The organism is Microbacterium sp. zg-B96 (assembly GCF_030246865.1).
Taxonomy (GTDB): domain Bacteria; phylum Actinomycetota; class Actinomycetes; order Actinomycetales; family Microbacteriaceae; genus Microbacterium.
This window is the reverse complement of sequence record NZ_CP126738.1, coordinates 3275747-3301884: the sequence shown is the minus strand read 5'-3', so window position 1 is coordinate 3301884 and position 26138 is coordinate 3275747. Positions and strand designations below refer to the sequence as shown.

27 protein-coding genes are annotated in these 26138 nt (G+C 70.9%); 9 read left to right on the top strand and 18 right to left on the bottom strand.

Annotated features, from left to right (window positions below):
- Positions 1-2: 2 nt before the first annotated feature.
- From QNO11_RS15685 to QNO11_RS15645, 9 genes are all read right to left on the bottom strand, one after another.
- The gene (locus QNO11_RS15685) at positions 3-1169 is read right to left on the bottom strand and encodes a branched-chain amino acid ABC transporter permease (protein ID WP_257507337.1); all 1167 of its coding nucleotides are present in this window, start codon (positions 1167-1169) and stop codon (positions 3-5) included.
- The gene (locus tag QNO11_RS15680; protein ID WP_257507338.1) at positions 1166-2044 is read right to left on the bottom strand and encodes a branched-chain amino acid ABC transporter permease; all 879 of its coding nucleotides are present in this window, start codon (positions 2042-2044) and stop codon (positions 1166-1168) included. The genes QNO11_RS15685 and QNO11_RS15680 overlap by 4 nt, the downstream gene beginning before the upstream one ends.
- Complete coding sequence (locus QNO11_RS15675) at positions 2044-2760, bottom strand: ABC transporter ATP-binding protein (protein ID WP_257507339.1); 717 nt, start codon at positions 2758-2760, stop codon at positions 2044-2046. Before QNO11_RS15675 ends, QNO11_RS15680 begins: the two co-directional genes overlap by 1 nt.
- A complete protein-coding gene (locus tag QNO11_RS15670; protein ID WP_257507340.1) occupies positions 2757-3491 on the bottom strand; it encodes an ABC transporter ATP-binding protein in 735 nt (244 codons plus the stop codon). Before QNO11_RS15670 ends, QNO11_RS15675 begins: the two co-directional genes overlap by 4 nt.
- Before the next feature lie 99 nt (positions 3492-3590).
- Positions 3591-4334, bottom strand: a complete 744-nt coding sequence (locus QNO11_RS15665; protein WP_257507341.1) for an SDR family NAD(P)-dependent oxidoreductase — start codon at positions 4332-4334, stop codon at positions 3591-3593.
- Complete coding sequence (locus tag QNO11_RS15660) at positions 4331-5311, bottom strand: NADPH:quinone oxidoreductase family protein (protein ID WP_257507342.1); 981 nt, start codon at positions 5309-5311, stop codon at positions 4331-4333. The genes QNO11_RS15665 and QNO11_RS15660 overlap by 4 nt, the downstream gene beginning before the upstream one ends.
- Positions 5312-5314: 3 nt before the next feature.
- Positions 5315-5899 carry a TetR/AcrR family transcriptional regulator gene (locus QNO11_RS15655; RefSeq protein ID WP_257507343.1) on the bottom strand — a complete coding sequence of 195 codons (585 nt, stop codon included), beginning with the start codon at positions 5897-5899 and terminating at the stop codon, positions 5315-5317.
- Positions 5900-5913: 14 nt separating this feature from the next.
- On the bottom strand, positions 5914-6651 hold the full coding sequence (locus tag QNO11_RS15650; protein WP_285169495.1) for an SDR family oxidoreductase: 738 nt from the start codon (positions 6649-6651) through the stop codon (positions 5914-5916).
- A gap of 149 nt (positions 6652-6800) precedes the next feature.
- Entirely contained in the window at positions 6801-7511 is a 711-nt protein-coding gene (locus QNO11_RS15645) for a potassium channel family protein (RefSeq protein ID WP_257507345.1), read from the bottom strand.
- A 104-nt stretch (positions 7512-7615) separates the two neighbouring features.
- Between QNO11_RS15645 and QNO11_RS15640 the strand changes: the two genes are divergently transcribed.
- On the top strand, positions 7616-8683 hold the full coding sequence (locus QNO11_RS15640) for an AI-2E family transporter (protein WP_257507346.1): 1068 nt from the start codon (positions 7616-7618) through the stop codon (positions 8681-8683).
- Between the two features lie 24 nt (positions 8684-8707).
- Here QNO11_RS15640 and QNO11_RS15635 read toward each other — a convergent pair whose 3' ends face one another.
- A complete protein-coding gene (locus tag QNO11_RS15635) occupies positions 8708-9301 on the bottom strand; it encodes a hypothetical protein (protein ID WP_257507347.1) in 594 nt (197 codons plus the stop codon).
- Positions 9302-9445: 144 nt separating this feature from the next.
- Between QNO11_RS15635 and QNO11_RS15630 the strand changes: the two genes are divergently transcribed.
- The 5 genes from QNO11_RS15630 to QNO11_RS15610 all read left to right on the top strand — a co-directional run bounded on the left by QNO11_RS15630 (position 9446) and on the right by QNO11_RS15610 (position 16224).
- Positions 9446-10660: a glycosyltransferase gene (locus QNO11_RS15630; protein ID WP_257507348.1), complete on the top strand. Its 1215-nt coding sequence runs from the start codon at positions 9446-9448 to the stop codon at positions 10658-10660.
- A 26-nt stretch (positions 10661-10686) separates the two neighbouring features.
- Entirely contained in the window at positions 10687-11787 is a 1101-nt protein-coding gene (locus tag QNO11_RS15625; RefSeq protein WP_257507721.1) for a glycosyltransferase family 4 protein, read from the top strand.
- A gap of 218 nt (positions 11788-12005) precedes the next feature.
- Positions 12006-12980 carry a GlxA family transcriptional regulator gene (locus QNO11_RS15620; protein WP_257507349.1) on the top strand — a complete coding sequence of 325 codons (975 nt, stop codon included), beginning with the start codon at positions 12006-12008 and terminating at the stop codon, positions 12978-12980.
- 145 nt (positions 12981-13125) lie between these two features.
- On the top strand, positions 13126-15327 hold the full coding sequence (locus tag QNO11_RS15615; protein WP_257507350.1) for an ATP-dependent Clp protease ATP-binding subunit: 2202 nt from the start codon (positions 13126-13128) through the stop codon (positions 15325-15327).
- 60 nt (positions 15328-15387) lie between these two features.
- Positions 15388-16224, top strand: coding sequence for a UbiA family prenyltransferase (locus QNO11_RS15610; RefSeq protein WP_257507351.1), 837 nt, complete (start codon positions 15388-15390; stop codon positions 16222-16224).
- An 86-nt stretch (positions 16225-16310) separates the two neighbouring features.
- On the opposite strand, the gene QNO11_RS15605 is transcribed toward QNO11_RS15610, so the two are convergent.
- The 4 genes from QNO11_RS15605 to QNO11_RS15590 all read right to left on the bottom strand — a co-directional run bounded on the left by QNO11_RS15605 (position 16311) and on the right by QNO11_RS15590 (position 19693).
- The gene (locus QNO11_RS15605) at positions 16311-17444 is read right to left on the bottom strand and encodes an FAD-dependent oxidoreductase (RefSeq protein ID WP_257507352.1); all 1134 of its coding nucleotides are present in this window, start codon (positions 17442-17444) and stop codon (positions 16311-16313) included.
- A complete protein-coding gene (locus tag QNO11_RS15600; protein ID WP_257507353.1) occupies positions 17437-18132 on the bottom strand; it encodes a methyltransferase domain-containing protein in 696 nt (231 codons plus the stop codon). Before QNO11_RS15600 ends, QNO11_RS15605 begins: the two co-directional genes overlap by 8 nt.
- Positions 18129-19295, bottom strand: a complete 1167-nt coding sequence (locus QNO11_RS15595) for a type III polyketide synthase (protein WP_257507354.1) — start codon at positions 19293-19295, stop codon at positions 18129-18131. Before QNO11_RS15595 ends, QNO11_RS15600 begins: the two co-directional genes overlap by 4 nt.
- Before the next feature lie 257 nt (positions 19296-19552).
- Positions 19553-19693, bottom strand: a complete 141-nt coding sequence (locus QNO11_RS15590) for a hypothetical protein (RefSeq protein WP_257507355.1) — start codon at positions 19691-19693, stop codon at positions 19553-19555.
- A gap of 190 nt (positions 19694-19883) precedes the next feature.
- On the opposite strand from QNO11_RS15590, the gene rraA reads away from it, so the two are divergent.
- Positions 19884-20351 carry a ribonuclease E activity regulator RraA gene (gene rraA / locus QNO11_RS15585; protein WP_257507356.1) on the top strand — a complete coding sequence of 156 codons (468 nt, stop codon included), beginning with the start codon at positions 19884-19886 and terminating at the stop codon, positions 20349-20351.
- A gap of 69 nt (positions 20352-20420) precedes the next feature.
- Positions 20421-20813: a VOC family protein gene (locus tag QNO11_RS15580; protein WP_257507357.1), complete on the top strand. Its 393-nt coding sequence runs from the start codon at positions 20421-20423 to the stop codon at positions 20811-20813.
- 92 nt (positions 20814-20905) lie between these two features.
- Here QNO11_RS15580 and QNO11_RS15575 read toward each other — a convergent pair whose 3' ends face one another.
- Both QNO11_RS15575 and QNO11_RS15570 read right to left on the bottom strand, forming a co-directional pair.
- The gene (locus QNO11_RS15575) at positions 20906-22000 is read right to left on the bottom strand and encodes an ABC transporter permease (protein ID WP_257507358.1); all 1095 of its coding nucleotides are present in this window, start codon (positions 21998-22000) and stop codon (positions 20906-20908) included.
- The gene (locus tag QNO11_RS15570; RefSeq protein ID WP_257507359.1) at positions 21997-22881 is read right to left on the bottom strand and encodes an ABC transporter ATP-binding protein; all 885 of its coding nucleotides are present in this window, start codon (positions 22879-22881) and stop codon (positions 21997-21999) included. Before QNO11_RS15570 ends, QNO11_RS15575 begins: the two co-directional genes overlap by 4 nt.
- A gap of 207 nt (positions 22882-23088) precedes the next feature.
- Between QNO11_RS15570 and QNO11_RS15565 the strand changes: the two genes are divergently transcribed.
- Positions 23089-23679, top strand: a complete 591-nt coding sequence (locus QNO11_RS15565; RefSeq protein ID WP_257507360.1) for an NADPH-dependent FMN reductase — start codon at positions 23089-23091, stop codon at positions 23677-23679.
- A gap of 401 nt (positions 23680-24080) precedes the next feature.
- On the opposite strand, the gene QNO11_RS15560 is transcribed toward QNO11_RS15565, so the two are convergent.
- Both QNO11_RS15560 and QNO11_RS15555 read right to left on the bottom strand, forming a co-directional pair.
- A complete protein-coding gene (locus QNO11_RS15560) occupies positions 24081-24824 on the bottom strand; it encodes a response regulator (protein WP_257507361.1) in 744 nt (247 codons plus the stop codon).
- Complete coding sequence (locus tag QNO11_RS15555) at positions 24821-26089, bottom strand: sensor histidine kinase (protein ID WP_257507362.1); 1269 nt, start codon at positions 26087-26089, stop codon at positions 24821-24823. The genes QNO11_RS15560 and QNO11_RS15555 overlap by 4 nt, the downstream gene beginning before the upstream one ends.
- Between the last annotated feature and the right edge of the window lie 49 nt (positions 26090-26138).

Sequence of the window (26138 nt, the reverse complement as noted above, 5' to 3'; positions counted from 1 at the left end):
GATCACCTTTCGATCGGGATGGTGCGGGAATGGCCGGAAGTGTCGGCGACGCCGGCGGGGTCGAGAGAATCAGCGGCAGCGGGCGGAGTCGTCGCCGCACGGGGAAGTGCCGAGCCGCCCCGCCGCGCTCGCCGCCGTCGCCATGCGCCGGCGAGCCCGGCCAGGCCGTCGGGGCGCAGCAGCATCACGGCGATCAGCAGTGCGCCGAACACCAGCACGGCGAGGTTGCCCGACAGTCGCTGCTCCAGCTCGGCGGGCAGGTCCAGTGCCGCGGTGCCGGCACCCAGCAGCCAGGGCAGCACGACGATGACCATCGAGCCGATGACGGCCCCGCCGATGCTGCCGAGCCCGCCGACGATTGCGGCCACCACCAGCAGCAGCGAGAACGCGAGCGTGTATCCGCCCGGGCTCACCGACTGGGTGATGAAGCACAGCACCGCGCCGCCGGCGCCGGCGGCGGCAGCGCTCACGGTGAACGCGGCCACCTTGACGCTGCGGGCGGGCACGCCGTTCAGCCGCGCCGCGGTCTCGTCGTCGCGCACCGCCCGCATCCGCAGCCCGAGCGTGCCGCGGCGCACGATCGTGAGGGCGGTGACGACGACGGATGCCACCAGGATCGCCACCCACGCCTGCCACTGCTCCACGGCGATCAGTCGCTCCAGTGCCGTCGGCACCGGGTTGTACGCCGTCTGCAGTCCCTGGTCACCGCGGAACACCGGCGACCACACGCTCGTGATCGCGGGGAGCGCGATGACCAGGGCCAGGGTCAGGCCGGCCAGATACGGGCCGCGCAGCCGGGCGGCGGCAAGTCCCAGCAGCAGCCCGAGCAGACACGCGATCACGACGGCGGCCACGAGGGACGCCAGGAACCGCGGGAGCCCGTCGAGGCCGGCATCCGTCAACGCGTTCGAGGTGAGCGCGTAGCCGTATCCGCCGGCCGCCATGAGCGCGGCGTGCCCGAGGGAGAGCTGCCCGCTCAGCCCGATCAGCAGGGTGAGTCCGGCCACGGCGCAGAGGTACGCGGCGGCCGTGGCGAGCTGGAAGTTGCGGAACGGATCGAGCAGGAAGGTGCCGCCGAGCGCGAGCACGGTGAGAACGACGGCTGTCACCAGCACGCGACGCGTGCCGGTGAGCCCGGGAAGGAGACGAGGAACCCGGCGGCCGGTCATGCGGTGCGCGCCTGTCGCATCGAGAAGATGCCGCCGGGTTTGACCAGCAGCACCGCCACCAGCAGCACCAGCACCCCGATCGGGGCGACGGTCGAACCCAGGTATCCGGTGACGAGGCTCATCACGACCCCCACCACGAGGCCCCCCAGCAGTGCGCCGACGGGCGAGTCGAGCCCGCCGACGACGGCGACGGTGAATGCGTAGACGAACAGGATGTCGGTGGAGTGGGGGTTGAGCCCCAGTTCGGTGGGGATCAGCAGCATCGCCGCGAGGGCTGCGACGGCGGCGGAGAGCATCCAGCCGATCGTCACCATGCGGTCCACCCGCACGCCCAGCAGGCGCGACACCTCGGGCGCGAACGCCGATGCCCGCAGTTGCAGCCCCAGGGACGTCCGCGTGAACAGCAGCGCCAACCCGCCCATGACGGCCAGCGCCGCGACCAGCACGAACAGGTCGTAGGGGGACAGCAGCGGCACGTCGCCGACGAAGATCGGCGTCTCGTCGAACGGCGCGGTCATCGGCCGGTATTGCGGACCGAAGAAGATGCCCAGCAGTGACTGCAACACCATCACCAGCCCGATCGCCACGATGATGCCCGACAGCGGCGAGCTGTGCGGGGCGTGGCGCATGAGGCCGCGTTCGACGACGAAGCCGACCGCCGCGCCGCCGAGGATCCCGGCGGCCAGGCCCGCCGCGTACGAGCCGGTCAGCCCGGTGACCGCGAACGCGAGGTAGGTCGCCACCAGCGCCATCGCACCCTGCGCGAAGTTGATGATGCGGGCGGCGCGCCAGATCAGGACGAGCGACAGGGCGAACAGGGCGAAGATCGCGCCCCGGGCAAGTCCGGTGGCGAGGAGGAAGGCGAGTCGGTCCATCAGAATCCCAGGTAGGCGTGGCGCAGGGCGGTGTCGTCTGCGAGGGCGGATGCCGCGGCATCCGCCACGACATGTCCGAGGTCCAGCACCACGCCGCGGTGTGCGATCGACAGGGCGCTGGTGATGTTCTGTTCGGCAAGCAGCACGGTCATGCCGTCGCGGGCGGCGGCGTCGCGGAGGGTCGCCATCAGCTGCGCGACCACGAGGGGCGCGAGCCCCAGCGACGGCTCGTCGAGGGTGAGTACCTGCGGGCGGGACACCAGCGCCCGCCCGAGGGCGAGCATCTGCCGCTCGCCGCCGGAGAGCTGGTGCCCGTCAGCGCCGCGGCGGCGGGCGAGCGGCTCGAACAGGTCGTACACCTCGGCGATCGCCGTCTCGCGGGCGCGGCCGCGGTGGCGCCACAGGGCGCCCAGGCGCAGGTTCTCGTCGACGGTGAGCTCGGCCACGATGCTGCGCCCCTCGGGCACCTGCGCGATGCCGCGACGGGCGCGGTCCTCGGGGCGGAGGTGGCCCAGGTCCACGCCGTCGAGCCGGATGCTGCCCCCGACCGGCCGCACGAATCCGGCGAGGGCCCGCAGCAGTGTGGTCTTGCCTGCTCCGTTGGCGCCGAGGAGAGCGACGATCTCCCCCGGCTCCAGTGCGAAGGTCACCCCGTGCAGCACGGGTTCCCCGCCGTAGCCGACGGTGAGGTCGTGGAACGACAGCGCCCCGCTCATGCCGTGGCCTGCATTCCGAGGTAGGCCTCTTCGACCGCCGGGTCGGTGCGCACCTGGTCGGGGGTGCCGCGGGCGATCACGCGGCCGAAGTCCAGCACGACGATGTGGTCGGCCACCGACATGACGAAGTCGACGTGGTGCTCCACGAGCAGCACGGCGCACCCGGCGTCGGCGGTGGCGCGCACCGTGCCGGCCAGCGCGGCGATGTCGTCGTGACCGAGCCCGCCGGCCGGTTCGTCCAGCAGCAGCAGCCGCGGGTCGGTGACGAGGGCGCGGGCGAGGGCGACGCGCTTGCGCACCGGGTAGGGCAGCGCGGCGACGGGACGGTCGGCGACGGCGACCAGGTCATGGGCGGCGAGCTCGGCGGCGACGCGGGCGGCGGCATCCTTCGCCTTCACCGTGCCGGTCAGCGGCACCGTCACGTTCTCGCGCACGGTGGCGCTGTCGAACAGGCCGAGCCCCTGCAGCGTGCGGGCGACGCCGAGGCCCGTCAGCGCCGAGGTGCGGGTGGGGATCCGGTGACCGTCCAGGACGATGGTGCCGCGGCTGCGCACCAGGGCGCACACCGCGTTGAACACCGTGGTCTTGCCCGCGCCGTTGGGTCCGATGAGGGCCACGACCTGCCCCGGCTGCACGTCGAACGCCACGTCCTGCAGGGCGGTGAGGCCACCGAAGGTCACGGTGAGACCGGCCACGGTGAGCCGGGCAACGGGGGCAGCAGCGGAAGACATCGGCACCTCTTCGTGTCGGGTGCCGCCACTGTACCTCATAAACCGACCAGCCGGTATGTAAAGTTCGCAGCGACGAAATCGCCGCCGAGGCCCGCCGCGTTACTTGTGCGGGATGCCGGTGATCATGCCGCCGTCGACGACGAATTCCGCCCCGCTGGTGAACCGGGAAGCGTCGGAGGCGAGGAACACGATCGTCCCGGTGACGTCGTCGGGGGTGCCGGGCCGGCCCAGCGGGATGTCGATGCGCGCCGGGTCGACGCGGGTCGTCATGTCGGTGAGGATGAGGCCGGGGTGCACCGAGTTGACGCGGATGCCGCGGGGACCGAGTTCGACCGCGAGCGACTTCGTCAGGCCGCGGACCCCGAATTTCGCCGCGGTGTACCCGTGCAGGCCCGGGCTGCCGCGCAGCCCCTCGACCGACGAGATGTTGATGATGGAACCGCCCCCGCCGGCGGTCATCGCCGGCACGACGGCGCGGCAGCCGAGGAAGGTGCCGGTGAGGTTCACCGCGATCACGGCGTGCCATTTCGCGGTCGAGTAGTGCTCGATGGGGGCGGAATTGGCGATGCCGGCGTTGTTGACCAGCACGTCGAGGGCGCCGAAACGCTCGAGGGTGGCCGTGACGGCGGCATCCCACCCCTGCTCGTCGGTGACGTCCAGGTGCACGAAGTGCGCGCGGGGACCGAGCTCGTCGGCCAGGGCGCTGCCCTCCTCGTCGCGCAGGTCCGCCACGACGACCGTGGCCCCGGCGGCATGCAGCGCCCGCACGTAGGCCGCCCCCAGGCCCCGGGAGCCACCGGTGACCAACGCCGTGCGTCCGGTCAGGTCGAACGCCGAGGTCACGGAGCGACCTCGATCACGACCCGCCCGGTGGTCTGGCCGCCCGCGAGCTTCTGGATCGCCTCCGGCGCCCGCTCGAACGGGACCACCTCGTCCACGACGGGCCGGATCGCGCCCTCTGCGGCCAGCCGGGTCAGCGCGGCGTGCGCCTCGGCGACGAGGTCGGGTCGGCGCTGCGAGTACAGCGCCCAGTACAGCCCCAGCACCGCGAAGTTCTTCACCAGCGCCACGTTGGTGCGGAGGGTGGGGATCTCGCCGCTCGCGAAGCCGATCACGACGATGCGGCCCTCGAACGCGACGCAGCGGGTCGAGGCGTCGAACGCCGACCCGCCCACCGGGTCGAACACCACATCGGCACCGTGGCCGCCGGTGATCTCCTTCACCCGTGCCGGGATGTCGTCGACGTCGCGCACGAGCACCGCTTCGGCGCCGAGCTCACGAGCGACCGCCGCCTTGGCCTCGCTGCCTACGACCGCGATGATGCGGGCACCCGCCGCGACCCCCAGCTGCACCGTGGCAGCTCCCACGCCGCCGGCGGCGGCGTGCACGAGCAGCCATTCCCCCGCCTGCAACCCGGCCCGCCGGTGCAGCGCGAACCATGCGGTCTGGTAGGCGATCATCAGGCCCGACGCGGCGACGTCGTCGAGGGCGTCGGGGGTGGGTTGCAGGTCGCGGGCGGGCACGGCGGCCAGGTCGCTGAGCACCCCGATCTTGCTGCCGACGACGCGCTGGCCCACCGAGAAGCCCTCGACGCCGGGCCCGAGCGCCGCGACCCGGCCGGCGAATTCGACTCCAGGGATGAAGGGGAGATCGGGCTTGACCTGGTACTGGCCGCGGGCGAGCAGCACGTCGGGGAAGTTGGCCGCGACCGCGGCGATGCGCACCAGCACCTCACCGGCATCCGGAATCGGATCGGCGACCTCCACCTGCTCGAGGACGTCTGCGGGTTCGCCGTGACCGGTGACGTGCCAAGCGCGCATGGGCTACTCCTTCGGGGTCCTGATGCTCGTGAGGAAGAGATCGGTCAGCTGCTCGGCGACCTGCGTGGCCGACTCCGGGCCGCCGGGGGAGTACCAGTGGGAGAGGTAGTGCACGTCGCTGAAGAAGTGCGCGATCAGCACCGGCACCGGGATGTCGGTGCGGAACAGCCCCTCGGCGCGGCCGCGCTCGATGAGCTTCGCGACCTCGTCGTGGTACGCGCGGCGCCGACGTGTGACCTCCTGCTGGCGCGGAGCGGTGAGCATGTGCATGCTGCGGAAGAAGACGGTGCCCTCGGGGAGGAATTGGATCGATGTCTCGATCACGTCGATGCCGACGGCGCGCAGGACGTCGTCGACCGCGCCGCCGCGGGCGACGATCTCGTCGAGGTGGGCCTTCTGCAGTGTCAGCAGCCGGTCGTAGATGCCGAACAGCAGATCGTCCTTGGATTCGAAGTAGTGGTACATCGCACCCTTGGTGACCCCGGCGGATTCGACGATCTGCTGCACGCTGGTGTTGGCGTAGCCCTGCTCGGCGAACAGCTCGACGGCGGCGCGGGTGACGGCGTCGGAGACGCTGGTGGTCTTCATGCGTTCATCTTCTCTCAACCGATCGGCCGCGCCGACGCGCCGCCGTCGATCAGCAGGGTCTGGCCGGTGATCCAGGCGGCGTCATGGGAGAGCAGGAACGCCACCGGCCCGGCGATGTCGTCGGGTTCTCCCAGTCGGCGCAGCGGATAGGCGGCGGATGCGGCATCCTCGCGACCCTCGTACAGCGCGCGGGCGAACCGGGTCTTCACCACGGCGGGGGCGACGGCGTTGATCCGCAGGGCGGGAGCCAGTTCGTCGGCCAGCTGCATCGTGAGGTTGATCAGCGCCGCCTTGGAGATGCCGTAGAACGCGATGCCCGGGCTGGCGGCCACTCCCGCGATGGAGGCGATGTTGACGACGGAGGTCGATAGACCGGATGCCACCGCGGCGCGGGTCCACTCCAGCGCGCCGATCACGTTGACTTCGAGGATCTTGCGCGCGGCGTCGGCGTCGATGTCGAGCACCGGCCCGTAGGCGGGGTTGATGCCGGCGTTGTTGACGAGGTGGTCGAGCCGGCCGTGTGTCGCTGCGATGTGCGCGAAGACGGCGGCGCGGTGGGGGGGATCGTCGGCGTGGCCGGCGACGGCGGTCGCGGTATCCCCGAGAGTGGCGACCGCGTCGTCGAGCGCGTCCCGGTGGCGGCCGGTGATGACGACCGAGCCGCCCTCGGCGACCAGGCGCTGGGCGATGGCGAACCCGATGCCGCGGCTTGCGCCGGTGATGAGCGTGACGGTGCCCGCGAACCTCTGCACAGCGCCTCCTCGCGCGATACCCACCGAACCCATACCGCCCGGTCGGTATGACCCTAGCACGCAGCTGTCGAGTGAGTATTCGTGCCGCCGAGTGAGTATTCGTCGCGCCGAGCGGAACGTGCTGCCGGGGATGCGCACCCTGTCGGCTGTCACGGTTTGGCCCGCCGCTGCTCGGGCACGGGCGCAGACACCTCGTGCTCGTGCGCGAGACGCTCCCCGGCACGGTGGATCCGGTCTGTCAGGGCAGAGATGATCGTGCCGCTGGTCACGCCCAGCACGACCAGGCCGCCCATCATGAGGCCGACGGCGAGGACGCGGCCGAGTACGGTCACCGGCACGAAGTCGCCGTAACCGACGGTCGCGATCGTTGCGAAACCCCACCAGATGGCATCCCCGAGGTCCACGATGTTGGCGCCCGGCGCATCGCGCTCGACGAGCCAGACCAGCGCGGAGGCGGTGAACACGAACAGAAAGGTGAAGATCGACACCATCACGATGTACTGCGCGCGCCGCCGCTGCGGGCTCACCCGGAACCAGGGCACCCGCCAGATGTACGCGAGGATCACGAACGGGCGCAGATACGGCACCACGAGGGATGCCACCTCGAACCAGCGCTCGCGAAGGAACTGCCGCCGATGGCCGGCGAGGGACAGGCGCACCACGAAATCGGCGATGAAAGCGCCCCAGGTCACGATGACGGTGGCCGTGAGTAGCGCAGTCCAGCCGGCCGACAGCGAGGGGTCCGCCAGAAGCCACACCCAGGAGGCGAAGAAGACGATCGACAGCAGGAACATCGGCCACGCCGTGCGGTCCTCCCACACCAGCGTGCGCCGCGAGATCGCGGATGACGACTTCGTCATGCCGCCACGATAGCGACGGCCGAGCCCCGCGTCCCCCGTCCCCGCGCACCGCCCCGCACCCGGCACCTGGGACCCCGCCAACCTGCGCGGGTAGCCTGGAACCCGTGAAAAGCCCGCCGCCGACCCTCCCGTCCGCCGCACTTCCGCCGTCATTGCGGATGCTACTGGGGCTGGCGGCAGGGGTGGTCGTCCTCGCGGGCGCCCACGCGGCCCGGGAGATCGTCGGACCCCTCGCGCTTGCCGCCGTCATCGTCATCATCTGCCATCCCGCGCGTGGTCCCCTCGAACGCCGCGGCTGGCCGCGATGGGCGGCGACCACGGCGGTGATCTTCGTCGCGTACGCGGTGCTCTCGCTCATGGCGCTGCTGCTCTACATCGCCGGGGCGCAATTCGTCGGGCTCGTCCGCGATTCCCAAGACCAGCTGGTGAGCACCGCCGAGAGCGTCACGCAGTGGCTCGCCGGGCTCGGGGTGCAGCAGGAGGCGTCGGATGCCGCGGCGTCGGTCCTGGATCCCACGAACCTGACCGACTGGGCGGCCTCCCTCGGGGGCACCACCCTCAGCATCCTCACCGCCTTGTTCTTCGTCTTCGCCTACGTGGTCTTCATGGCCGCCGACGCAGGGCGATACGCCCACGCGCAGCGGGAGCTCGGGGAGCGGATCGCCCCCACGGTGCGCCGGTTCCAGCAGTTCAACTCCGGGGTGCGGCGGTACTACGTCGTCAATGCCAGCTTCGGCCTGATCGTGGCGGTCATCGACGGGCTCGCGCTGTGGGCGCTGGGAGTGCCGGCACCCCTCGTCTGGGCGATTCTCGCGTTCGTGACCAACTTCATCCCCAACGTCGGGTTCATCATCGGGCTGGTGCCGCCCGCGTTGCTGGCGCTGGTGGTGGGCGGCTGGCCGCTGATGCTCGTGGTGATCGCGATCTACTGCGTCGTCAACGTCACCCTGCAGGTGATGATTCAGCCGAAGTTCGTCAGTGACGCGGTGGACCTGAGCCTGACCCTGAGCTTCTTCTCCGTCGTGTTCTGGACCTTCGTGATCGGGCCGTTGGGTGCGATCCTGTCGATCCCGCTGACGTTGATGGTGCGGGCCCTGCTGCTGGACGGCGACCCGCACACGTGGTGGGTGCGGTGGTTGTCGGGGGAGTCGGTGCGGCCGACCGCCGACTGATCACCCGTCCGCCGCGGCGTGCCCTCAGCGGGGCTCGATGCGCAGCACGTCGGGGGAGGAGCCCACCGGCAGGTCGTCGACGATGCGCAGCGTGCGGGCGACGTCGTCGATGGCGGCGACCACGGTGCCCACCCGCTCCCGATCGCTGCACACCGCGGTCAGCGTCACGAACTGCGTGCCGGTATCCCATGTGTAGGTGACGAACGGGGGCGTCTTGGCATCGCTGGGCAGCGTCATCGCCAGCTTTTCGCCCACGCCGAGGTAGGGATTGCGGAACGACTCGGTGTCGTCGTACTCCATCGGCATCATCGCGCGCGATGCGCGCAGCTGGGGGGTGGCCTGCTGGATCTGTGCCATCGCCACGAGCAGCTCCGGGTCGTCCTTCCACACCCACACCAGCACGCGGCCATCCGCCTTGCGCATGAGCAGCGGTGCCGCCTGGCTCACCGCCCACGCCGCGAAGCCGCTGCCCGGTCGGGGCTGCGAGCGCAGCGCGGTGTTCGCCTGCTCCATCAGCATCCGGATCGCCGCCTTGCGGTGGCGGCGGCCCTTGAATCCGAGTGAGCCGGTGACCGGCACCCATCGGGCGGGATCGGCGTCGGCCTGCAGTCGGGACATGGATCCAGGGTAGGGGGATGCCGCGGTGCGCGGCTATGCGTCGGCCCCGAGTGGCGCCTTCGCAGGTTGCCGGTGGTGCTCCGGTAGAGTGGGGCCGCGTCGTCATACCCCGCGGCGCGACGCAGAGATAGGCAGCCACCCTCCGTGACTTCCCCCGCGACACCCGAACCCGCGCACCCCGCTGGTCCTCGCCGCCCCCTGAAGATCGTCATGGCTTGCGACACGTTCGCCCCCGACGTCAACGGTGCGGCACGCTTCGCCGAACGCCTCGCGGCAGGTTTGGCGACCCGTGGCCACGAAGTGCATGTCGTCGCCCCCGCCCGGCAGTACCGGCGGACGCCGCCGGCCACCGAAGTGATCGAGGGCGTCCCCCTCACCGTGCACCGCCTGCCTTCCGTGCGCTGGCCCCCGCACGACTGGTTGCGCTTCGTCTGGCCGTGGCGCGCCAAGTACTACTCGCGCCGCATCCTCAGCGCTGTGCGCCCCGACGTGGTGCACATCCAGTCGCACATCATCATCGGGCGAGGCATGTCCCGCATCGCCAAGCAGCGCGGCATCCCGGTGGTCGCCACCAACCACATCATGGCCGAGAACATCCTCGACTACACGACGCTGCCGCCCCTGCTGGACAAGGTGTTCCTCAAAGCAGCGTGGGACGACGCCGAGCGGACGTTCACCATCGCGCGGGCCGTCACCACTCCCACCCGGCGCGCCGCGGACTTCCTCGAGTCGACCATCGACATCTCCGGCGTGATTCCGATCAGCTGCGGCATCGACGCGGCCAACTACACGCCTCATCTGGCTCCGCGTGAGGTCAACCGCATCCTGTTCGTCGGGCGTCTGACCACCGAGAAGCACATCGACACGCTGCTGCACGCGGTGGCCAAGCTCGACCCCGCCCTCGACGTGACCGTCGACATCGTCGGCGGCGGCGACCAGCGCAAGTCGCTGGACACCCTCGCGGCACAGCTGGGTCTGAGTGAGCAGGTGCGGTTCCACGGTCGTGTGGACGAGGACGAACTGCGTTCGCTCTATTCGCGTGCGAGCGTGTTCGCGATGCCGTCGATCGCCGAGCTGCAGTCGATCGCGACGATGGAGGCCATGGCCTCGGGCCTGCCCGTCGTCGCCGCCGATGCGCTCGCCCTGCCGCACCTCGTGCAGGACGGCGTGAACGGCTGGCTGTTCCGCCCGCGGGATGCCGATGACCTGGCCCTCAAGCTCACCCGCGTGCTGACCTTGTCGCCCGAGCAGTTCCTGGCGATGCAGCAGGCCTCGCTCAAGGGTGTCGAGATCCACGACATCGCCCGCACCCTCGACACGTTCGAGGCGCTGTATCGGGGCGAGCCGGTCAAGCCGTGAGCGCGGGGGCAGCCGAGAGCGGCGGCATCCGCCTTTTCTTCGACGCCCGCTACATCCGCACCGATTTCCACGACGGCATCAGCCGTTACTCCGCCGAGCTCGCCGCCGCTGTGCATGCGATGGCCGCCGACCGCGGCGTGGAGGTGACCTACCTGGTGCACGACGAGGCGCAGCTGCCGCTGCTGCCAGACGGCGCGCAGACGCTGGCGCTGCATGCACCCACGTCGTGGTGGGAGCCTTTCACCGCCCGGCTGCTGAACCGCTTCGAGCCCGATGTCGTCTTTTCTCCCATGCAGACGATCGGGTCGCTGGGGCGTCGGTTCAAGCTGATCCTGACGCTGCACGACACCATCTACTACCGCCACCGCACCCCTCCGCGCGATCTGCCCGCGCTCGTGCGAGTGGGCTGGCGGCTGTTCCACCTGAGCTATCTGCCGCAGCGGGTCACCCTCAACGCGGCGGATCTGGTCGCCACCGTCAGTGAGACCAGTCGCCGGCAGTTCGCCGCCGCACGGCTGACCAAGCGCCGCGTCGTGGTGATCCCCAACGCGCCACAGCGCCTGGCCGACCTGCTGCCGGGCGGTGCCGATGCCGTGCGCACCGACGGGCCGGTCCGCAACATCGTCTACATGGGCTCGTTCATGCCCTACAAGAACGTCGACACCCTGGTGCGGGCGATGCGCCTGCTGCCGGGACGCACGCTGCACCTGCTGTCGCGCATCACCCCCGCCCGTCGTGCCGAACTGCAGGCGCTCGCGCCCGGCGGCGCGGTGGTCTTCCACGACGGCGTGACGGATGCCGAGTACGCCGCTGCCCTCGCCGACCACGCCGTGTTGGCCTCGACGAGTCTCGACGAGGGGTATGGCCTGCCGCTGGCCGAGGCCCTCGCGCTCGGGGTGCCCGCCGTGGTCAGCGACATGGAGATCTTCCACGAGGTCGCCGGTTCCGGCGCGCTCTATGTCGACCCACGGGATCCCGCGGCCGTCGCCGCGGCCGTGTCGACGCTCGATGACGAGGGGGTGCGTGCCCGCGTCATCGCGGACGGCACCGCCCACATCGCGCAGTTCACCTGGCAGCGCTCTGCCGGCATCCTGCTGGATGCCGTGGCGTCGCTCACCGCCCGCTGACGCGCCGGTCGCGGGCAGCGGGCATCGCGTCGATCAGCGGCGGGTGGGGTCGGTCGGCACGCGGCGGTAGCCGTCGCGACGAAGCTCGACGACCGAGGCGGCCAGCGCGACGGCCCCGAGGGCGGTGAAAACCAGGATGGCGATCATGGCAGAAACACTACGGAAAGGCGCAAACTGCCACTAGTGGCAGTGCAGCCATCCCACGTAGGATTACTGCCATGAGAACAGTTGCCTGCGTCGTGCAGCCCGGGTTCGCCCCGTTCGAGTTCGGCGTGGCCTGCGAGGCGTTCGGGCTGGACCGCACCGACGACGGCATTCCGAACTTCGACTTCCGCATCGTGACTCCCGATCCGGGCGCGGTCCCCTCGAAGATCGGCTTCTCGATCAACATCGACGAGGACCTGGCGTTCGCCGACGAAGCCGACCTCCTGGTGATCTCCCCGGTGCCGTACGAGCGGTGGCACGACAATGACCCGCGCGTGCTCGACGTCGTGCGGCGGGCGGTTGCCCGCGGCGCGTGGGTGCTCAGCGTCTGCAGCGGATCGTTCGTGCTGGCCGCGGCCGGGGTACTGGACGGTCGTCGCGCGACGACGCACTGGATGTACGCCGATCAGATGGCGCGGATGTACCCGAACATCGACGTCGACCCCGACGTGCTGTACGTGCAGGACGGCCGGATCATCACGAGCGCCGGGACGGCGGCGGGGTTGGATGCCTGCCTGCATCTGCTGCGCCAGGAGCTCGGTGCCGAGATGACCAACACCATCGCGCGACGTATGGTGATCGCCCCGCAGCGCGACGGTGGCCAGGCGCAGTTCATCGCCAAGCCACTGCCCCTGGCCGCGAACCAGTCCCTCGCGCCGGTGACCGACTGGATGATCGCGAACCTGCGCGAGGATCTGTCCGTCGAGCAGCTCGCGGCACGCGCGCACATGTCACCTCGTACGTTCGCGCGTCGGTTCAAGGCCGACCATGGCGCGACCCCGGCCGCATGGCTGTCGCGGCAGCGGCTGATCCACGCGCAGCGGCTGCTGGAGAAGACCGATTTCGGGCTGGACCGCATCGCCGACGAGTCGGGCTTCGGGTCGGCCGCGGTGCTGCGCCAGAACTTCGCCCGCACTCTGGGGCTCACCCCCACCGCGTACCGCGCGCGGTTCTGCTGCACTCAGGCGGAGGCCGAGCCCGCCGCCTGAGCCCTCGGTTGTCGGGGTCGGGGTCGCGCTTGGCGGGCAGGCAGGGTTGCAGCGCGCGAGCACCCGCATTGCCGCACGGGTGGCCCGATGATAAACTTGAGTCACAAAGGCTCAAGTTTGGGCCCCGTAGATTTCAGGAGAACGAATGAACGCTACGCAGCAACCAGGGCAGGAGGAGTCCAAGAGCGCCCTCGAGCAGTTCGGGATCAACCTCACCGACCGCGCCCGCCACGGCAAGCTCGATCCCGTGATCGGTCGCGACAGCGAGATCCGTCGGATCAGCCAGGTGCTCACGCGCCGCACCAAGAACAACCCCGTGCTCATCGGCGAGCCAGGCGTCGGCAAGACCGCCGTCGTCGAGGGCCTCGCCCAGCGCATCGTCGCCGGCGACGTCGCCGACTCGCTCAAGGGCAAGGAACTCGTCGCCCTCGACATCTCCGCGCTGGTGGCCGGGGCGATGTACCGCGGCCAGTTCGAAGAGCGCCTCAAGAGCGTGCTCAAGGAGATCACCGAGTCCGACGGGCAGATCATCACCTTCATCGACGAGCTGCATGTGCTCATGGGAGCCGGCGGCGGCGAAGGCTCGGTCGCGGCATCCAACATGCTCAAGCCCATGCTCGCCCGCGGTGAGCTGCGCCTGATCGGCGCCACGACGCTGGACGAATACCGCCAGTTCATCGAGAAGGATGCCGCGCTGGAGCGTCGCTTCCAGCAGGTGTACGTGGGGGAGCCGAGCGTCGAGGACACGATCGCGATCCTGCGCGGGTTGAAGGAGCGGTACGAGGCGCACCACAAGGTCGCCATCGCCGACGCGGCGCTGGTGGCTGCGGCATCCCTGTCCAACCGGTACATCGCCGCCCGGCAGCTGCCGGACAAGGCCATCGACCTGATCGACGAGGCGGCGTCACGGCTGCGCATGGAGATCGACTCCGCGCCCCTGGAGATCGACGAGCTGCGCCGCCACGTCGACCGGCTGGGACTGGAAGAGCTGGCGCTGAAGAAGGAGAAGGATGCCGCGTCGAAGGAGCGGCTCGCCGCGCTGCGCGAGACCCTCGCCGCCGAGCGCGAGAAGCTGGGCGAACTGCAGGCGCGCTGGGAGCGCGAGCGTGCGTCGCTGAACCGCGTCGGCGACCTGAAGACCAAGCTCGACGCCGCCCGCGTCGACGCCGAGCGGGCGCAGCGCGAGGGCAACCTCGAGCGTGCCTCGCGGCTGCTGTACGCCGAGATCCCGGCGCTGGAGCGCCAGCTGATGGAAGCCGAGCGCGCCGAAGGTGCCGAGGGCGAGCGCATGGTGGGCGACCAGGTGACCGACGAGGACATCGCCGCCGTCATCGCCGCGTGGACCGGCATCCCCCTGGGACGCCTGTTGCAGGGCGAGACCGAGAAGCTGCTGCATCTGGAGGGCGAGCTCGGCAAGCGCATCATCGGGCAGCGGGAGGCCGTCAAGGCCGTGTCCGACGCCGTGCGCCGCTCGCGCGCCGGCATCAGCGACCCCAACCGGCCGACCGGGTCGTTCCTGTTCCTCGGCCCCACCGGAGTCGGAAAGACGGAGCTTGCCAAGGCGCTGGCGGAGTTTCTCTTCGACGACGAGCACGCCATGGTGCGCATCGACATGTCGGAGTATGGCGAGAAGCACTCGGTGTCCCGGCTGGTCGGTGCCCCTCCCGGGTACATCGGCTACGAGCAGGGCGGGCAGCTGACCGAGGCGGTGCGTCGTCGGCCATACTCGGTGGTGCTGCTGGACGAGGTGGAGAAGGCGCATCCCGAGGTCTTCGATGTGCTGCTGCAGGTGATGGACGACGGGCGGCTAACCGACGGTCAGGGCCGCACGGTCGACTTCAAGAACGTGATCCTGATCCTCACGTCGAACCTGGGTTCGCCGATCCTGATCGACCCGACCCTGTCGTTCCCGGAGAAGCGGGAGCAGGTGCTGACGCTGGTGCGTCAGGCGTTCCGCCCCGAGTTCGTCAACCGGCTCGACGACGTCGTGGTGTTCCAGGCGCTGACCCAGGACGATCTGGCCCAGATCGTGGAGCTGTCCGTCGATGCGCTGCAGCGCCGGCTGAAGGACCGCCGGCTCACGCTGGCGGTCACCCCGGATGCCAGGGCGTGGCTGGCCGAACGCGGCTACGACCCGCTCTTCGGGGCGCGCCCGCTGCGCCGGCTCATCCAATCCGAGATCCAGGACCGCCTCGCGATGGCGATCCTCGGCGGCGGGGTGCACGACGGCGACCTGGTGCGGGTGGATGTCGCGGCAGACGGTTCGGCGCTCGTGCTCACCAGTGACGGCCCTGCCGAGACGGTCGTGGACGACGACGTGATCGAGGCGGAGCTGCTCGACGACTGAACCCGCGCCCGGCTCCGCGCCAGACCGTGCTCGTGCTCACGCACGTGAGAGCATCGTGGCGTGAGCACGCTTCGGGCGCTGTGGGGCGCATCGCACCCCGGCCCGTCGGTCGTGGTCACGGTGCTGGCGCTGGCGTTGGGCATCGCGGCGGGCCTGGACCCGGGGCGCATCGCGCTGCTGGGCGCCGCCGTGCTGTGCGGCCAGTTGTCGGTCGGCATCTCCAACGATGCGATCGACAGCGGGCGCGACACCGCGGTCGGCCGCACCGACAAACCGCTCGTACGAGGCGAGGTGACCGCGCGCACCGCCTGGATCGCCGCGGTCGCAGCCCTCGCGGTGGCGCTCGTACTGTCGGCGTTCCTCGGGCTCGGCATGCTGGTCGCCCACGCCGTCGCCCTCGCCTCGGCGTGGGCGTACAACGCCGGACTCAAATCAACGCCGCTGTCGATCCTGCCCTTCGCCGTGAGCTTCGGCATCTTCCCGTCGCTGGCGACTCTGTCGGCGCAGCCGCCGGTGATCGCGGCGTGGTGGGCGTGGGTGGCCGGCGGGGCGCTCGGGGCCGCGGTGCACCTGACCAACGTGCTGCCCGACCTCGAGGACGACCGCCGCACCGGCGTGCGGGGCCTTGCCCACCGTATTGGGGCGCGGCCGGCGGCGGCTCTGGCCGGGATCGCGGTGCTCGCCGGTGCCTGCGCGGTGCTGTGGGGGGCAGCGGATGCCGGTGCCCCCGGCATCCTGGCGTGGGTGCTGTTCGCGGGAGTTGCGGTCTTGGCCGTGGCGACGGTGGTGCGCGTGCTGGTGCGCCCGCCCGATCGCGTGGTGTTCCGCCTCGTGATGGCCGCCGCACTGCTGCTCGCGGTGCAGCTGGTCGCGTCCCCCGGCTCCCTGGCGGGCTGATCGCCGCCGAGTGGGTATTCGCGTTGCCGAGTGAGTATTTGCGTTGCCGAGTGAGTATTCGTCGCCTCGAGTGAGTATTCGTCGCGTCAGCCGGCGGTGTCGAACCCCATCGCGTACGCGCGGGCGAACAGCGGCCCGCCCGCGGCCAGGGCGGCGCGCATCGCCGCGGCACGCGCGGCGGCCACGGTGGGGCCGGCCGGCCGGCCGAGCGTCGTGTTCATGGTCGCCAGGCGCGCCGCCCGCCGCGCGGACCGCACCCGGTCGCGCTCCCAGGCCGCCAGCTGCGGCTCGGGCGCCGTGCCATCGCGCACCCATTGCGCGAGCAGCGGCGCCAGCCCTGCGGCATCCAGCAGCCCGAGGTTCATGCCCTGCCCGCCGATCGGGCTGACTTCGTGCGCGGTGTCGCCGATGACGAAGAGGCGATCGCGGCGCAGACGCGGGGCGACGACGCGGCGCACGCGGAAGGCCGTCGCCTGCGTGATCGCCGCCGCGCCCTCGGTTTCCCCGCGTGCGACCAGCGCGGTCCGCAGTCGCGTGAGGCGGGCGGCGTCGTCCGGGGCGCCACCGTCGTCCCATGCGACGAACCGGCGGCCGCCCGGGAGCGGGAACGACTCCAGCACGCCGTCACCGCCGAGGTGCACGACGGCGACGGCGGCATCGTCGCGCCGCGGCACCGCGGCATCCGCCATCAGGTAGCGGTCGGGATATTCGGCGCCCCGTGGCATCCCGGGGCGGAAGACGAGCCCCCGCGCGCCCGCACCGCCGGCGACGACGACCAGCGGCGCGGTCGCCTCCCGCGGTCCGGACGCGGTCTCGGCGCGCACTCGCATCTCGGCGCCATCGCGGACGATCCCGGTGACGGTCGCGCCGCGCACCGGGGTAGGCGCGCCGACGGCCAGCGCCGCCTCGGTCTGGGCCTGCGGGAGCGTGGCGACGAATGGATGCCGCGTGTGCAGCCGGTCGAAACGCACGACGCCCAGCAACCGACCGTCGCTGCGCGCTTCCCCGCGGCGCACTCGCACCGCGCGCTGCAGGATGCGCTCGGTCGCCCCGCCGGGCTCGAGTGCGGTGAGGGTCGGTGCGTGCAGGCCGATCGCGCGGGTGCCGTCGCCGACGGTGGTACGGCGGTCCCACAGTGCGACCTCCACGCCGCGGCGGGCGAGTTCGGCGGCCAGGAACGTGCCGACCGGGCCCGCGCCGACGATCATGACCTCAGGCATGGCCGGTGGCGTGGGCGAGGAGGCGGAACGGGGGATGGCTCTCGACGCGCCAGCCGTTGCCGCCGAGGGTGTGCTCGAGTTCGTTGGCGCGATAGCTGCGGCGGATCGACCGCAGCCCGTCGGTGCGCAGGAACGTCCCCGGTGCCAGCGGCGTGATGCCGATGGCATACAGCCCGAACGCCGCCCGGTTGCGGGCGATGTCGCCGTGCAGCACCGGGCCGGTCGACAGGGCGAGCGACTCAGCGGTGAAGCGGTGCAGTTCGTCCACGGTCAGGTGATGCAGCACATGGTTGGACACGACCGCGTCGAACCGCGCTCCCTCGGCGAGCAGCGTCGCGGAATCCGCGCAGCGGAAACGCACGTTCGGCGTTGCGCGTCGCTGCGCCGCCGCCAGGGCGCGGGCGTCGGGGTCGACGCCGAGCCAGTCCACGGTCAGTCCGTCCTGGTGGGCCAGGCGCGCGAGGCGCGCGACGACGTCGCCGCCACCGGAGCCCAGATCCAGCACCCGGGCGGGCCGGCCGAGCGAGATCAGGTGAGGCCGCAGGCGGCGACGGTAGACCTGCCCCCAGCCCGAGACGACACGGTTGACGGCGCCGAACCGGCGCAACGTGGCATCCAACCGCTCGGGATCGCAGAGAGGGTCGTCCATGAGTTCGCGCAGCGCCGTGTCGCGGGCGGCGAGGCTCACGCGCGCTCCGCGGTGCGTCGGGTGAGAAGGGCGGACTCCACCGTCAGTCCCGGCCCGAACGCGAGCGCGGCGATGCGCTGGCCGCTTCGGTTGGTTGCGGTGCCGTTGGTGGTGCCGGTGGTGCCGGTCGTGCCGGTCGTGCCGTCGGTCGTGCCGTCGAGGAAGGTGCGCAGGATGAACAGGATCGTTGCGCTGGACATGTTGCCGTAGTCGCGCAGCACGCTCCGCGATGCCTCGAGCGCGGATGCCGGCAGCTCCAGCCCGGTCTCGACGCGGTCCAGCACGCTGCGTCCGCCGGGGTGGACCGCCCAGGCATCCGGTTCGTCGTCGCCGAGGAAGCGGTCGACGGCGCCGCGGATCTCGCGGCCGATGATGCGGGGGACTTCGGCGGAGAGGACCATGTCGAATCCCTCGTCGCCGATGGTCCAGACCATGTCCTGTTCGCCTTCGTCGGTCAGCGCCGTGCCGAATCGCTCCAGGTCGAGCCACCGGTCGCCGCGCAGGGCCGGGTCGGCGGTGACGATCGCCGCCGCGGCGCCGTCGGCGAACACCGACGACGACACGATCTGCTGCGGATCGCTGGACGAGCGGAAGTGCAGCGTGCACAGCTCCGCGCACACGACCAGCACGACCGCGGCGGAGTCTCCCGCGCAGATGCGGGCCGCCGTACGCAGCCCGGGCAGCGCCGCAGCACACCCGACGAACCCCAAGTGGTAGCGCTCGACGGTCGAGGGCAAGCCGAGGTCCCGCACCAGCCGGTAGTCGGGGCCGGGGGCGAACAGTCCGGTGCAGGAGACCGTCACGACGTGGGTCACCTGGTCCGGTGTGATGTCGGCGCCGCGGATCGCGGCATCCGCTGCCGCCGCGAACAGCGGTGGTGCCCTCCGGATGTACTCGGCGTTGCGGGCGCCGGTGCTCGGGGACAGGATGCGTCCGTCCGTGTCGATCACCGCCATCTGGGACGGGTCGTCGGGGACCTCGCCGGAGAATTCTGCCAGCACGGTGTGCCGGTAATCGATGGCCGAGGCGTCGAACGCGGCGCCGATGAGCCGCTGCGCGCGGCGGTCGATGCCGGGTTGCGCGATGAACAGGTCTCGTACGTGCTGCTGCGCCAGCCGCGTCGGCGGGACCGCAGTGCCGATCGACAGGACGCTGGTGACCATGGTTCACGATAACCGGGAGGTGCCGCCGTCGTCCCGCACCTGGTGCGCCCCCGGCCCGCCGTCTACAGTGTGCGACCCGCGCGTTCCGGCGCGCTCACGAGTGAGTATTCGTGCCCTCGAGTGAGTATTCGCGTTGCCGAGTGAGTACTCGAGGTGCCGAGTGAGTATTCGTGGCATCCGCCGGCCGCATTGAGCGTAGGAGATGTGGCCAACGTAGGACGGATGCCACGGGGAATCGCCTACCTGCGGCACATCTCCTACGCTCGCAGCAGCAGCAGCAGCAGGAGCGGCAGCGGGAAGCAGGCGTTGCCGCGAGCAGCCACCGCGGAGCCATCCCCTCTGTCGTCGCGGATGGCCCGACCCGCGCCGGTGTCGGGCCCGCTGTCCGTGGCATCCATCGGTCGGCCCGAATCGCCGTACGGCTGGCCCGTTCACGGACGTTTGCAACGATGGACCCGACGGATGCCACGGCGCCGGGGCCCGCGAATACTCACTCGCGCCCGCGAATACTCACTCGACGGCGCGAATACTCACTCGACGGCACGAATACTCACTCGGCAGCGACGCGGCGGGCGCTAGCGTGGCGACATGACGATCGCGACAGCGGACCTGTACGACCAGCGCGGCGACGAGCTCGACTCGGTCGCCCTCCAGTTCCATGACTTCGGCGGGCACACCGCCTTCGACGGCCCGGTGCGCACGATCCGCTGCCATCGCGACAACGCGCTGGTGAAGCAGACCCTCGCCACTCCGGGCGAGGGCGCGGTGCTCGTCATCGACGGCGCCGGGTCGCTCGAGTCGGCGCTCGTGGGCGACCGCATCGCGGCATCCGCCGTCGACAACGGCTGGGCCGGCATCATCGTGCACGGCGCGATCCGCGACCGTGAAGCGCTCGCCGCCCTGCCGATCGGCATCAAGGCCCTCGGCAGCAACCCCCGCACGAGCGCGAAGACGGGCGTCGGCGAGATCGACGTGCACGTCACGATCGCCGGCATCGTCTTCGCCACCGGCAAGCACGTCTGGGCCGACGCCGACGGCGTGCTCGTCGAGCGCTGAGCCGCGAGACCCCTCGACATCCGGATGCCGCAGCGGCATGCTGGCGGCATCCGATGACGGGAGGACCCCTTGCTCGCCGACGCCCCCACCTTCAGCGGCTTCTCGGTCGATGACATCGACGCCGCGCTGACGTTCTACCGCGACACCCTGGGCCTTGACGCATCGCTCGGCGACATGGGGATCATCCAGTTGCGCCTGGCCGGCGGCGCGCGGGCGATCGCGTACCCCAAGAAGGACCACGAGCCGGCGACGTTCACGATCCTGAACTTCGTCGTCGACGACGTGGATGCCGCGGTCGATGACCTGCAGAGCCGCGGCGTGGAGACCAAGATCTACACCAACCCGCACTACGGCACCGATGAGCGGGGCATCGCGCGTGGCAACGGCGGACCGGCCATCGCCTGGTTCCGCGACCCTGCCGGCAACGTGCTGTCCGTGCTCGAAGACCCCGAGCCCGCCTGAGAGTGCGACTCCGGAACGACGGATGCCGCGACCCGGCCGGTCGGCCGAGATCGCGGCATCCACTCGATCAAGGAGCGGGAGGACCGAGGGCGTCAGCCCTTCAGTGCCTCCTTGAGGTGCACGCGGGCGCCCATCCGCAGGATCGAGTTCTCGTAGATCTTCGCGCCCACCCAGATCGCGCCGACGCACGTGACGAGCAGAATCACCAGTGACACGAGGGGCTCCCACCACTGCGCGTCGCCGAAGAAGATGCGCACCGGCATCCCGACCGGGGCCGAGAACGGCACGTACGACATGATCGTCATGACGGTGGGGTTGTCGTTGAAGAAGACCGCCACGAAGTACGGCACCATGACGAGCAGGGTCAGCGGCGTGGTGGTCGAGCCGATGTCCTCCTGGCGGGAGACCATCGCTGCAGCCGCGGCGAACAGTGACGCCAGCAGCACGAAGCCGAAGAGGAAGAACACCGCGAACCACACCAGCGGTGCGCCCAGGCCAGACAGCAGCTCGCCCTGTCCCGTGACCGTGAGTCCGATCACGGCGACGGCAGCCAGACCGATGATCTGCCCCATCGCGAGCACCGTGTTGCCGATCACCTTGCCCGCCAGCAGCGCCCGGGTGGGGACGGCCGAGATCAGCAGCTCCACGACGCGTGTCGCCTTCTCCTCCACCACACTCTGCGAGATGGTCGAGCCGAAAGTGGTCGCGGCCATGAGGAACACCACTCCGAACAGGAGCGAGATGATGTAGCGCATCAGGCCGTCGTCGTCGGCGGGCTCCGTCTGCAGCAGTTCCACCGACGGCGACACGCTCAGGGCCGACATCAGCGTGGACGGCACGGCGTCGTCGCCGACGACCGTGAAGTCGAATCCGCCTTCGCCGCCCGGGATGAGGGCCGCATCGACCTCGCCGTCGCGGACGAGCTCGCGGGCCTCTTCGGCCGAACCTACCTCGGTGATGTCGAGCATGCTGTCCATGGGCGCGACGATCTGCGCGGTCTCGCCGGTCACGGCCACGGGAGTGCGGCTGTCCTGCTGAGCGGTGAACCCGCCCCACAGCACGCCGGCGAGGGCGATGACGAACAGGATGGCGGTGGAGATGAGGAACGCCTTGCTGCGCAGCTTCGAGCCGATCTCACGCTCAGCGACGAGCCAGGTGCTCTGGGCGAAGGAGGGTGCGGTGTTCACTGGATGACCTCCTTGAAGATCTGGGCGAGGGATGGATGCCGCGGGGCGAAGCTGGCCACGTCGCCGGCGGCGACCGCGCGGCGCAGGACCGTTTGTACGGTGTCGTCGGAGTCGGCGTCGAACAGGGCGTAGCCGCCGTCGAATTCCAGCACCGTGATGCCGGGCTCGTCGCGCAGCCACCCGGCGTCGCCGGCGGAGACGAGCTCGAACCGGCGGGTGGAGTGCGCGGCGCGGAGGCCGTCGCGGGACCCGGCGGCGCGGATGGTGCCGCCGGCGATGATCACGAGGTCATCGCACAACCGCTCGACGACATCGAGCTGGTGCGAGGAGAACAGCACGGCTGCGCCCTGGGCGGCTCGCGTCTGCAGCACGCCGGCGACGACGTCGACGGCGAGGGGATCCAGGCCCGAGAACGGCTCGTCGAGGATCAGCACCTGCGGGTCGTGCACGAGGGCGGCGGCGATCTGCGCACGCTGCTGGTTGCCCAGCGACAGCGTCTCGACGTTGTCGCCCAGGCGCTCCCCGAGCCCGAGTTCCTCGAGCAGGGCGGTGCCGCGGGTGGTGGCATCCGCTTTCGAGAACCCGTGCAACCGGGCGAGGTAGACGATGTGCTCCAGCACCTTCATCTTCGGGTACAGACCGCGCTCTTCGGGCATGTACCCGAAGCGGCGGCGGTCGGCCGCCGTGACGGATACGCCGTCGAGGGTGACCGTGCCGGCATCCTTGGCGAGCACGCCCAGGATGATGCGCATCGTCGTGGTCTTGCCCGCGCCGTTGCCGCCGACGAAGCCGGTCAGCCGCCCGGGGGCGACGGTGAACCCGACGTCGTCGAGCACACGGCGCGTGCCGTAGCTCTTGGTGATTCCGGTCAGTTCGAGCATGAAGCTCCTCCTCGGTCGATGCTTCAACGCTACGGAAGTCGCGACCGGGCAACCTCCCCCGTGGGAGGGGTTTGTCGACCTCCCCCCTGTGGGGGAGAGCTCTCAGGGACCGCCTAACTGCATGCGCTGGAATATATGCCGCGGGCGGACGTTGACGCCGTAGGTATCGCGCCCCCGCGACTACCCGACCCCCTTGGAGAAACACACATGACCGAACTGACCATCGGCTACATCGTCGGCAGCCTCTCGTCGACCTCGATCAACCGCCGCCTCGCAAAGGCGCTGGAGCGACTGGCCCCCGAGGGCGTCACGCTCGTGGAGATCCCGATCGCCGATCTGCCGTTCTACTCGGTCGACCTCGAGGCGGAGTTCCCGCAGGCCGCGCGCGACTTCAAGGACGCGATCGACCGCGTCGACGGCGTCATCATCGTCACGCCGGAGTACAGCCGCTCCATCCCCGGCGTGCTGAAGAACGCGCTGGACTGGTCGTCGCGTCCCTACGCTCAGGCGTCGTTCAACGGCAAGCCGACCGCCGTCATCGGCACCTCGGGCGGCGGCATCGCCACCGCTGCGGCGCAGCAGCACCTCAAGGCCATCCTCAGCCACTTCAACGCGCCCACGCTCGGCCAGCCTGAGGGCTACGTGCAGTCGCTGCCGGGTCTGTTCACCGACAACGGCGAGGTCACCAACGACGAGACGGCCACGTTCCTCGTCGCGTACCTGAGTGCGTTCGTCGCGCTCATCCAGCGGTACGCACCGGCCGACTCTGCCGCTTCCGCCGTTTCCGCCGCGGCCTGACCCGCCGCCTCGAAGCCCCGGCCCGCACCGCGGCGCCGGGGTTTCGCGCATCCACCCCGCGTTTGGGGTGCGTATCGGTTCCCGAACCCGGGTTTGCGGGGCTTTGGGGCGCGTATCGGTTCCCGACCCCGGGTTTGCGGGGGTTTGGGGCGCGTATCGGTTCCCGAACGCCGTTCCGACCCCCACCCGGAACCTCGCCCCCGAACCCGGTTTCGGTGCAGGTGGGGCCCGTATCGGTGCCCGAACCCCGTTTCACCCGGGCTTGGGGCGCGTATCGGTTCCCGAACCCGGGTTTGCGGGGGTTTGGGGCGCGTATCGGTCCCCGAACCCCGTCCCGACCCCGACCCCGACCCCGGAACCCGAACCCGAACCCCGTCCCGACCCGCGACCCGGAACCCGGGTCAGACGAGTCCGTGGGTATGGGCGTAGACGACCGCCGCGACCCGGTCGCGGGCGCCGAGCTTCTGCAGCACGTTGGACACGTGCGTCTTGACGGTGGCTTCGCCGATGAACAGCTCCCGCGCGATCTCGGCGTTGCTGCGCGCCCGCGCGAGCAGCTGCAGCACCTCCGCCTCCCGCTCGGTGAGGTCGATGGGCTGCTCGAGTGTCACTCGCGCATGGTTCGTGGCGCCGGGACTGTGCGCTAGCGACACCGGAGCGGCTCCGGCGCCGGCTCCGGCAGCGGCACCGGGGGCGCCGGCGGGGGCGGATGCCGCGGACGTGAACCGCTCGATCACGCGGCGGGTGACCTCCGGGGCCAGCAGTGCGTCGCCGGCGGCGGCGACCCGCACCGCCGAGGTCAGATCCTCCGGTCCGGCGTTCTTCAGCAGGAATCCGCTCGCCCCCGCCGACAGCGCCTGGAACAGGTAGTCGTCCCGGTCGAAGGTCGTCACGATCACCACCGCCGCCGTGATGTGGGGGTCGGCGACGATGCGCCGCGTCGCCTCCAGCCCGTCCATATCGGGCATCTGCACGTCCATGCAGACGACATCCGGCTGCAACGCGGATGCCGCGGCCAGCGCCTCCACGCCGGTGGCGGCCTCGCCGACGACCAGGATGTCGTCGGCGGCATCCAGGATCATCCGGAACCCGGCGCGCATGACGGCGTGGTCATCGACCAGCAAAACGCGTGTCGGCGCGCTCATGCGGGCACCGGCACGGCCACGGGGATGCGCACCCGCACCAGAAAGCCGCCGCGCGGCCGGGGCCCGACGTGCAGGGTGCCGCCCGAGGCGGAGGCGCGCTCGCGCATGCCCACCAGCCCCAGCCCCGCCGGGTGCTGCAGGCGGACGCGGCCGGTGTTGGCGACCTCGAGCTCGATCGCGTCGTGGTCGTACCGCAGCCGCACGTCGGCGGTCGCGCCCGGTCCACCGTGGCGGCGGGCGTTCGTGAGGGATTCCTGCGCGATGCGGTAGAGGTTCACCTGCACGAACTCGGTCGGTTCGAACGGTTCCCCGACCACGGTGTACGTCGTGGGCAGCCCGTTGGCGTTGGCGTGCGCGATGAGCTCCGGCAGCGCGGACAGGTGCAGCGTCGAGGACCCTGGTGCGTCGGCATCCGGCGTGCGCAGAGTCTCCAGCAGGTGACGCATCTCGTCGAGGGCGTAGCGGGCGGATGCCTCCACTCCCGTCAGCGCGGCGCGCGCGGCATCCGGATTTCGCTCCAGCACCGTCCGTGCGGCGCCGGCCTGCACGCCCATCGCCGAGACGTGATGGGCCACGACGTCGTGGAGTTCGCGGGCGATGCGCACCCGGTCAAGTGCCACCGCCTGTGCGGTGGTGAGCTCACGTTCCCGTTCGAGTTCGGCGGTGCGCTCCTCCAGCGCGGTGCGCGCGAGCGCCGCCGCGTGGGCGTGGTCGCCGAGATAGTAGGCGCCGCCGAAGTACGCGATGTTGACCATGAACTGGATGACCATGAACGCCGCGAACGGCGAGAACGCACCGGCGCGGGACAGTCCCTCATCCGACGGGTCGACGGCGGCCTGGAAGGTGGTCACCAGCAGCCACACGAACATCGCGATGACCACGAGCACGCGGACGATCGTCGCGCGGCGGCGGTCGTCCAGCCAGGCGCCGACCGTGTACAGCGCGATGAACAGTGCCACCTGGCCGATGTACATGTCGGTGATGTGGAAGGTCACGCCGGCGAAGTAGGCGATGGCGACGATCACCAGCACGGTGGCGGGGTAGCGGCGGCGCAGCGCGAGCGGCACGGTCACGGCGGCGGCATACGCCAGCGCCCAGCCCAGTCCCGGGGTGTCCTCGCCGAAGTATCCGGCGATCTGGCCGAGCCAGGAGCTCACCACGGCGGCGACGAACAGACCGCCGCTGAGCCAGAGGTCGGTGCGCTGGTCGCCGGGCGTCGGCGGGCGGCGGCGCGGCGCGGTGAAGGGGAGCGGGATCGTGCTCATCACTCCAACGTAGGGGGGAGCGTCGACGGTGGCATCCCCCGCGAGACGG

What these genes read in the sequence shown, in the direction of transcription:
- QNO11_RS15685 (WP_257507337.1), bottom strand. Translation starts at nt 1,169, where the DNA reads ATGACCGGCCGCCGGGTTCCTCGTCTCCTTCCCGGGCTCACCGGCACG.
- QNO11_RS15680 (WP_257507338.1), bottom strand. Translation starts at nt 2,044, where the DNA reads ATGGACCGACTCGCCTTCCTCCTCGCCACCGGACTTGCCCGGGGCGCG.
- QNO11_RS15675 (WP_257507339.1), bottom strand. Translation starts at nt 2,760, where the DNA reads ATGAGCGGGGCGCTGTCGTTCCACGACCTCACCGTCGGCTACGGCGGG.
- QNO11_RS15670 (WP_257507340.1), bottom strand. Translation starts at nt 3,491, where the DNA reads ATGTCTTCCGCTGCTGCCCCCGTTGCCCGGCTCACCGTGGCCGGTCTC.
- QNO11_RS15660 (WP_257507342.1), bottom strand. Translation starts at nt 5,311, where the DNA reads ATGCGCGCTTGGCACGTCACCGGTCACGGCGAACCCGCAGACGTCCTC.
- QNO11_RS15655 (WP_257507343.1), bottom strand. Translation starts at nt 5,899, where the DNA reads ATGAAGACCACCAGCGTCTCCGACGCCGTCACCCGCGCCGCCGTCGAG.
- QNO11_RS15645 (WP_257507345.1), bottom strand. Translation starts at nt 7,511, where the DNA reads ATGACGAAGTCGTCATCCGCGATCTCGCGGCGCACGCTGGTGTGGGAG.
- QNO11_RS15635 (WP_257507347.1), bottom strand. Translation starts at nt 9,301, where the DNA reads ATGTCCCGACTGCAGGCCGACGCCGATCCCGCCCGATGGGTGCCGGTC.
- QNO11_RS15620 (WP_257507349.1), top strand. Translation starts at nt 12,006, where the DNA reads ATGAGAACAGTTGCCTGCGTCGTGCAGCCCGGGTTCGCCCCGTTCGAG.
- QNO11_RS15615 (WP_257507350.1), top strand. Translation starts at nt 13,126, where the DNA reads ATGAACGCTACGCAGCAACCAGGGCAGGAGGAGTCCAAGAGCGCCCTC.
- QNO11_RS15605 (WP_257507352.1), bottom strand. Translation starts at nt 17,444, where the DNA reads ATGCCTGAGGTCATGATCGTCGGCGCGGGCCCGGTCGGCACGTTCCTG.
- QNO11_RS15595 (WP_257507354.1), bottom strand. Translation starts at nt 19,295, where the DNA reads ATGGTCACCAGCGTCCTGTCGATCGGCACTGCGGTCCCGCCGACGCGG.
- QNO11_RS15590 (WP_257507355.1), bottom strand. Translation starts at nt 19,693, where the DNA reads ATGGATGCCACGGACAGCGGGCCCGACACCGGCGCGGGTCGGGCCATC.
- rraA (WP_257507356.1), top strand. Translation starts at nt 19,884, where the DNA reads ATGACGATCGCGACAGCGGACCTGTACGACCAGCGCGGCGACGAGCTC.
- QNO11_RS15570 (WP_257507359.1), bottom strand. Translation starts at nt 22,881, where the DNA reads ATGCTCGAACTGACCGGAATCACCAAGAGCTACGGCACGCGCCGTGTG.
- QNO11_RS15565 (WP_257507360.1), top strand. Translation starts at nt 23,089, where the DNA reads ATGACCGAACTGACCATCGGCTACATCGTCGGCAGCCTCTCGTCGACC.
- QNO11_RS15560 (WP_257507361.1), bottom strand. Translation starts at nt 24,824, where the DNA reads ATGAGCGCGCCGACACGCGTTTTGCTGGTCGATGACCACGCCGTCATG.
- QNO11_RS15555 (WP_257507362.1), bottom strand. Translation starts at nt 26,089, where the DNA reads ATGAGCACGATCCCGCTCCCCTTCACCGCGCCGCGCCGCCGCCCGCCG.